Raw genomic sequence first — 7,176 nt, forward strand, 5'->3', positions numbered from 1 at the left:
CATGACCTCATCCGACACCACCGACCTGCTCGATCCCCCTCCGGGGGGTGTGCTCGGCGGTGTCGCGGGCCGGGTCGACGAGGTCCTCGAGCGGTTCCTGCGCGCACGCGCTGACGAGCTCGCCGACCTCGACCCTGCCCTCGTCCCGGTCGCGGACGCGGTCACCGCGCTCGTGTCGGCAGGCGGCAAGCGCCTTCGTCCCGCCTTCGTGTGGTGGGGCTACCGGGCCGCCGCGGGACACACCGACGCCGAGGTCCTCAAGCCCGCCGGCGCGGTCGAGCTGCTGCACACCTTCGCGCTCATCCACGACGACATCATGGACCGCTCGGCCACCCGACGTGGTCTGCCCGCGGTCCACACCGCGCTGCGCGACCACCACGTCGACGCCGGCCTGTCCGGCGACCCCGAGTGGTTCGGCGTCGGCGGTGGGATCCTCGCCGGTGACATGGTCTTCGTCTGGGCCGACATGCTGTTCGAAGCCGCCCGCCTGGAGCACCGGGCGATGGCCCGTGCCCGCCGCGTGTTCGCCCAGCTCCGAGCCGAGGTGATGGCCGGCCAGTACCTGGACCTGCGGCTGTCCGGCCTTCCGGCAGCGTCGGAGGCTGACTCCCTGCGGGTGTCGCTGCTGAAGTCCGGTCGCTACACCGTCACCAGGCCGCTGCAGATGGGTGCGGCGCTCGGCGGGACCGACCCGGACCTCGACCGCACCCTGTCGACCTTCGGTGACGCGGTCGGCGTGGCGTTCCAGCTGCGCGACGACGTGCTCGGCCTGCTCGGCGACCCCGACACCACCGGCAAGGGGTCCCTGGAGGACATCCGCGAGGGCAAGCGCACCATGCTGATCCTCCGCGCCCGCGATCGTGCCGACCACGCCCAGCGCCGGGTCCTCGACCGGGTCGTCGGCAACCCCGAGGCGACCCGGGACGACGCCGATGCCGTCCGACAGGTCGTCGTGGACACCGGCGCCGCCGAGCACGTCGAGTCCTACCTGAGCGGGCTGCGGGCCGAGGCCGACCGGGCGGTGGAGCACCTGCCCGAACCCGCCCGGTCCGCCCTGCTCGAGCTGGCGTCGGTCGCCGTCGACCGGAGCGCCTGACCATGCCCCTCCTCCGACCGGCCGACGTCGTGGTCGTCGGCGCCGGACTCGGCGGTCTGGCGTCGGCCATCCGCCTCGCCGCCGACGGCCATCACGTCACCCTGCTGGAACGCGACCCCATCCCGGGCGGCCGCGCCGGCCAGATCCTCGACCGGGGCTTCACCTTCGACACCGGCCCGTCGGTGATGACGATGCCGTCGCTCGTGGCCGACCTGTACGCGCTGCACGGCGAACGCATGCAGGACCACCTGACGATGGAGCGGCTGGACCCGGCCTACCGGGCCACGTTCCACGACGGATCGGTCGTGCGCATCCGCGGGTCGGTCGACGCGATGACCGAGGAGGTCCGCCAGCTCGCCGGGCCCGCCGAGGCAGACAACTTCGTGCGCTTCGCCGGACACCTCAAGAAGCTGTACGAGGCGGAGTACGAGACGTTCATCGACGCCAACTTCGACAGCCCCCTGGACCTGGCGCGGCCCGACAAGCTGGTGAACCTCATCCGGCTGGGCGGCTTCCGGACGGTGGCCAACCTCGTCGGGTCGTTCCTGACGGACTGGCGGCTGCAGCGCCTCTTCACCTTCCAGTCGATGTACGCCGGCATGAGCCCCTACGAGGCGCTCGGCATCTACGCCGTCATCGCCTACATGGACGCCATCGCCGGGGTCTACGGCGTCAAGGGCGGGATCCACGCGATCGCCGAGGGCCTCGCCGACCTCGCGACGCGCCATGGCGTGGACATCCGCTACGGCGCCGAGGTGGCCGAGGTCACCGGATCGGGGAAGCGGGCCAACGGGGTGCGGCTGGCCGACGGCACGGTCCACCGCGCCGACGTCGTCGTCCTCAACCCCGACCTGCCGGTCGCCTACCGCGACCTGCTGCCGCCCCGTGCCACACCGGCGCGAGTGAAGCGGCTGACGTTCTCTCCCTCCTGCACCGTGGTGCACCTCGGCCTGGACCGCAAGCTGCTGGACGCCGCGCACCACAACATCCACTTCGCCGAGGACTACCAGGCGTCCTTCGACGACATCCTCGCCGGGCGCCTGCAGCGGGACCCCTCGTGGTTCCTGTCGGTGCCGACGCATGCCGACCCCGACATGGCGCCCGACGGCGGCGAGGTCGCGTTCGTGCTCGTGCCGAGCCCCAACCTCCACGGTGACCCGATCAACTGGGCCCACCAGGGACAGCGCGAGATCGCCGCGACCATCGAGCGGCTCGAGCACGCCAAGTACGGGCCCGTCGGCGACAGCGTCGTGACCAGCCACGTCGTCACCCCCCAGGACTGGGCCGACATGGGCATGGCGGCCGGCACGCCGTTCGCAGCCAGCCACCACTTCCGCCAGACCGGCCCGTTCCGCCCCGCGAACGTCGCGCCCAAGGTCGACGGCGTCGTGTTCGTCGGCTCCTCCACCACCCCCGGGGTGGGCGTGCCCATGGTCCTGCTCAGCGGGCGGCTGGCCGCCGAGCGCGTCGCCGAGCAGCTGGAGCAGCGACCGTGACCGCCGCCCCCGTTGGCGCCGTGCCGACCACCGCCGGCGCGGCGACGGGCGTGGCCGGCGGCTACGAGCACCCCACCCCCTCCACGCTGATCGTCGAGGAGGTCCTTGCCGACCGTGGGCACGTCGACGGCCCCGTCGACCTCACCACGTCCTACGAGGTCTGCCGCCGCATCAACGCCGCGCACGGCCGGACCTACTACACCGCTACCCGGCTGCTGCCGGCTGCGAGCCGACCGCACGTGCACGCCATCTACGCCTTCGCCCGGTACGCCGACGACCTGGTCGACCACCTGGCGCTGGACTGGGATGCCCAGCAGCGACGGCAGGCCCTCGAGGGGTGGGCCGCGGAGTTCCTGGCCGACCTGGAGAGGGGCGACTCCGAGGACCCCGTCTGCAAGGCGACCATCCACACCGTCCGGACGCTCGGCATCGCGCACGAGGACCTCGACGCGTTCCTGCGCTCCATGGCGATGGACCTCGTCGTGACCAGGTACGAGACCTACGAGGACCTGCTGGACTACGTGCACGGGTCGGCCGCCGTCATCGGGTCGATGATGCTGCCGATCCTCCGTCCGCTGACCCCGGATGCCCGCGAGCCGGCCATGACGCTCGGCGTCGCGTTCCAGCTGACCAACTTCCTCCGTGACGTCGCCGAGGACCTCGAGCGCGGCCGGATCTACCTGCCCATGGAGGACCTCGACCGCTTCGGCGTCACCGAGGAGATGATGCAGGCACGGCGGGTGACACCGGAGATCCGGCACCTGCTGCGCTTCGAGATCGCACGAACCCGACGGCTGTACGACTCGGCCCGCGTCGGATGGGGCATGCTGCCCTCGGCCAGCGCCCGTTGTGTGCGGACCGCACACACGCTGTACGAGCGGATCCTCGACCGGATCGATGCTGCGGATCATCAGGTGTTCGACGTTCGTGCCGTCGTCCCTGCCTGGCAGAAGATCGGTGTGGCGGTGCGTCAGATGGCCACACCTGTACCAGCGCCGCACCCGGCGCTGCCGACGACCTCTACTCTTGATGGCCGGGTTCCGGTCATCGCTGACCGGCCACGTGGTCAAACCACGGCGGGCGTGCGATCATCGGACGTGCGACCGCGGCCGGAGCCCAAGTGAACACAAAGGATCTGTCCGTGACCCCCTCAAGCCCAGAGTCAATGGAGACGCTGAACGGTGTTGCCGAGCTGAACGGCAACGGCCGCCCCAAGGAGAAGCTCAACGGGCTTCCCCCGCAGGTGCTCGTCGAGGCGCCTCGTGCTGCCCGCCGCGAAGCGAGCATCACCGAGCTGTCCGGCCTGCAGCCGGTCGTCGCCCGTCGTGCGATCCACATCGCCACCGAGCGGCTGTTCCACGTCACCGACGTGACGGAGGACTGCCAGGAGCTCGTCGCCGAGAGCGGGGTGAAGGAGGGCATGCTGTCGGTCTTCTCCCAGCACACGACGTGCGCGATCAAGATCAACGAGCGCGAGACGTGCTTCCTGGAGGACCTCCGGCTGTTCATGGAGGCGCTGGTCCCGCAGGAGGCCTACTACCGCCACGACGACTTCGAGATCCGCGACCACGCCACGCTGGCGGGCACCGTGGAGGAGGAGCCGATCAACGGCCACGCCCACATCAAGCAGATGCTGCTGGGCAGCGCGTCGGAGTCGGTGCCGGTCGCCGACGGGGCGCTGCGCCTGGGCACGTGGCAGCGGATCATGTTCATCGAGCTGGACCAGGCCCGCAACCGCAAGGTCCAGCTGCAGGTCCAGGGCTGGCGCTGAGCGAACAGGCGGACGCGTCCGCCCGTCGCAAGGCCGACCACCTGCGGGTGGTCCTCGACGGTGACGTCGCCCACGTCGGCCTGACCACCGGACTGGAACGGGTCCGGCTGGCCGCCAGGGCGCTGCCCGGCCACGACCTCGACGCCGTCGACCTGTCGGTCGAGGCGTTCGGGACGACGCTTCGGGCCCCGGTCCTCATCAGCTGCATGACCGGTGGCACGGGGGACGCCGGCCCGGTCAACACCGCCCTCGCCGCGGCCGCCCAGCACCACCGGGTGGCGCTGGGGCTCGGGTCGGGACGAGTGCTGCTGCAGGGCGGCGACCCCGCCTCCTTCGAGGTGCGTGACATCGCCCCCGACGTGCCGCTGCTGGCAAACCTCGGCGCGGTACAGCTGGCCGAGCTCGGCATCGACGGGTGCCGCGAGCTGGTGGAGCGGACCCGGGCCGACGCCCTGGTGCTGCACCTCAACGCCGTGCAGGAGGCCGTGCAGCCCGAGGGCGACACCGGCTTCGGGGACCTGCTCGATCGCATCGCTGGCGTGGTCGACGGCATGGACGTCCCCGTCGTGGTCAAGGAGGTCGGCTTCGGCATGGCCGCTGCCGACGTCCGTGCGCTCGTCGGAACCGGCGCAGCCGCCATCGACGTCGCCGGAGCGGGCGGGACGAACTGGGCACGGGTCGAGGGCCACCGCGACACCGACGCCGGGGCGATCGCCGCAGCGTTCGTGGACTGGGGCTGGTCGACCCACGACAGCCTCGTCGCCGCTGTCGACGTGCTCGAGGAGGTCCCGCAGGGCCAGCGTCCCCTCCTGATCGCCTCCGGCGGGCTGGCGCACGGCGTGGACGCCGTGAAGTGCCTGTGCCTCGGAGCGGACATGGTCGGCTTCGGGCGCCGGCTGATCGCGGCCGGAGCCGAGGGGCCCGAACGGGCGACCGCCGCGCTGGGGACCCTGGTGCAGCAGATGCGCATCGCCGTGTGGGGGATCGGCGCGGTCCGCGTCACCGACCTCGGTCACGCACACCTCGCATGAGCCGCACCGGGGGAGGGCCGGTCGGCCGCCGTCGCCTCGGGCCGGCGGGGGTCGGGACGGCGCGCCTTTCCGCGGTCCTGGCCGTACTGACGGTGCTGGCGTTGGTCACCGGGCTGCCGACACCCGGGTCGGCGTCGGGGTCGTCGGCGTCCTCGGGGTCTGCGTCCTCCGGTCCGGCGTGGTCATCGGGGTCATCGGGGGACGGGACCTGCCAGCCCCTGTCGACCGCGCAGCTGGTCGCCCAGGTCATCGGGGCGCCGCTGCGCAGCCCCACGGCCGACGCCACCGCAACGACCCTCGCCGCGGAACACGCCGGCACGGTCGTGCTGCTGGGCGATGCGATCACCTCCGCCGAGCAGGTGCGGGGCCTGGTCGACACCCTCGACGCGAGCGCCCCGGCGGGCCTGCCTCCCCTGATCGCCGTCGACGAGGAAGGCGGCCGTGTCGCCCGCTTCGGGCGGGCCGGCGTGACCGTGCGCCTGCCGTCGGCCCGGCAGCAGGCCGTCATGTGGAGCCCCGACGAGCTGCGCGGCCGGGCCGCCGAGCTCGGTCGGCAGATGGCCGACCTCGGCGTCGACTGGGACCTGGCGCCGGTGCTGGACCTGACCGACGCGCCGGCGGACACCGTGATCGGCGACCGGTCCTTCGGGACCGACCCGTCGGTGGTCGGTGCGTACGGCGGGGCGTTCGCCGCAGGGCTCCGGGATGCGGGCCTCGTGACCAACGGCAAGCACTTCCCCGACCACGGGCTGACGACCGTCGACACCCATCGGGCCGTCGCGTCGGTCGAGGTGTCCCGCGAGGCGCTCCAGCAGCGCCACCTCACCCCGTACCGGCTGGCCGACGAGCATCTCGACTCCGTCATGCTGTCCCACCTGCGCGTGTCGTCGCTGGACCCGTCGCTGCCCGCCAGCCTCTCCTCCGTCGCCGTGGACTTCCTGCGCGACGAGCTCGACTGGGACCGCGCGCTGGTCACCGACGACCTGTCGATGCAGGCCGTCGCCAGCGTCGCCGACCAGCCGACGGCGGCCCTGATGGCCCTGCAGGCGGGCGTCGACGTGCTGCTGCTCGGCACCCCGGACAGCGCCGCGGCGGCCCACGCCCGCATCCTCTCCGCCGTGGACCAGGGCGCCCTGCCGGTCGAGCGCCTGCGGCAGGCGGTTCGTCGTGCGCTGGCGCTGAAGGGCATCGAGGGCGCGGCGGCGTCGTGTCTGCTCGGGCTGCCGCCCGTCGCCGAGGCCCGGGCCGCCGTCGACGGCGACGGGGCTGTCGTGGCGGTGGTCGACGGGGTCCGCCGGCCCGTGCCCGACGCCGAGACGCTGGCCCGCCGAGGTGCGACGCCGGTCCGCTACAGCGACGCCGAGCTCGCGTCGCTGCCGCTCGGTGACCCGTTGGTGTCCGCCCGCCGGTTCGCGGTCGCCGTGGTCGCCGGTGAGGGCGCCGACCCGCTGGACGTCGCGGTGCAACGTGCCGAGCAGTCGGCGGGGGCGCAGGCGCACGCCCGCGTCGTGGCCGTGACGACGACGGTGCCGATCGCGGCGGCGCTGGCGGCCGACGCCTCCTCCGGTTCCCCGGTCCTGCCCGTGGGCGGGCGCCCGGACCGGCTCGGCGGGTCCTTGGACCGGGTCGTCGGCGACGGTGGTGAGGTGATCGTGGTCGGCCCCGTTCCCGATGGCCTCGGTCGCCCGGTCGTGAACATCGACGCCGAGGACCCGGTGGCCGGCGCGATGCAGGTCTGGGACCGTCGAGGGGAGCCCGCGGTCGAGACCGTCGTCGTGGCCT

6 protein-coding genes are annotated in these 7,176 nt (G+C 73.0%); all 6 read left to right on the forward strand.

Annotated elements, in window-relative coordinates; genetic code table 11:
* The first annotated feature begins 1 nt into the window (after window position 1).
* Complete coding sequence (locus tag CUC05_RS19270) at window positions 2–1,096, forward strand: polyprenyl synthetase family protein (protein ID WP_157965776.1); 1,095 nt, start codon at window positions 2–4, stop codon at window positions 1,094–1,096.
* Window positions 1,097–1,098: 2 nt separating this feature from the next.
* Window positions 1,099–2,592: a phytoene desaturase family protein gene (locus tag CUC05_RS19275; RefSeq protein WP_108667747.1), complete on the forward strand. Its 1,494-nt coding sequence runs from the start codon at window positions 1,099–1,101 to the stop codon at window positions 2,590–2,592.
* 89 nt (window positions 2,593–2,681) lie between these two features.
* Complete coding sequence (locus CUC05_RS19280) at window positions 2,682–3,716, forward strand: phytoene/squalene synthase family protein (protein WP_108667772.1); 1,035 nt, start codon at window positions 2,682–2,684, stop codon at window positions 3,714–3,716.
* A gap of 17 nt (window positions 3,717–3,733) precedes the next feature.
* The gene (locus CUC05_RS19285) at window positions 3,734–4,363 is read left to right on the forward strand and encodes a secondary thiamine-phosphate synthase enzyme YjbQ (RefSeq protein ID WP_157965777.1); all 630 of its coding nucleotides are present in this window, start codon (window positions 3,734–3,736) and stop codon (window positions 4,361–4,363) included.
* Window positions 4,285–5,394 carry a type 2 isopentenyl-diphosphate Delta-isomerase gene (gene fni, locus CUC05_RS19290; RefSeq protein ID WP_108667749.1) on the forward strand — a complete coding sequence of 370 codons (1,110 nt, stop codon included), beginning with the start codon at window positions 4,285–4,287 and terminating at the stop codon, window positions 5,392–5,394. Before CUC05_RS19285 ends, fni begins: the two co-directional genes overlap by 79 nt.
* Window positions 5,391–7,176: glycoside hydrolase family 3 N-terminal domain-containing protein (locus CUC05_RS19295; RefSeq protein ID WP_108667750.1), on the forward strand; the 1,786-nt coding region annotated here is incomplete at its 3' end. The genes fni and CUC05_RS19295, both read left to right, overlap by 4 nt.

It is taken from the genome of Euzebya rosea (assembly GCF_003073135.1).
GTDB lineage: Bacteria > Actinomycetota > Nitriliruptoria > Euzebyales > Euzebyaceae > Euzebya > Euzebya rosea.

Excerpts from the sequence above, each read along its gene's own strand:
- CUC05_RS19270 (WP_157965776.1), top strand. The coding sequence starts at position 2 with ATGACCTCATCCGACACCACCGACCTGCTCGATCCCCCTCCGGGGGGT.
- CUC05_RS19275 (WP_108667747.1), top strand. The coding sequence starts at position 1,099 with ATGCCCCTCCTCCGACCGGCCGACGTCGTGGTCGTCGGCGCCGGACTC.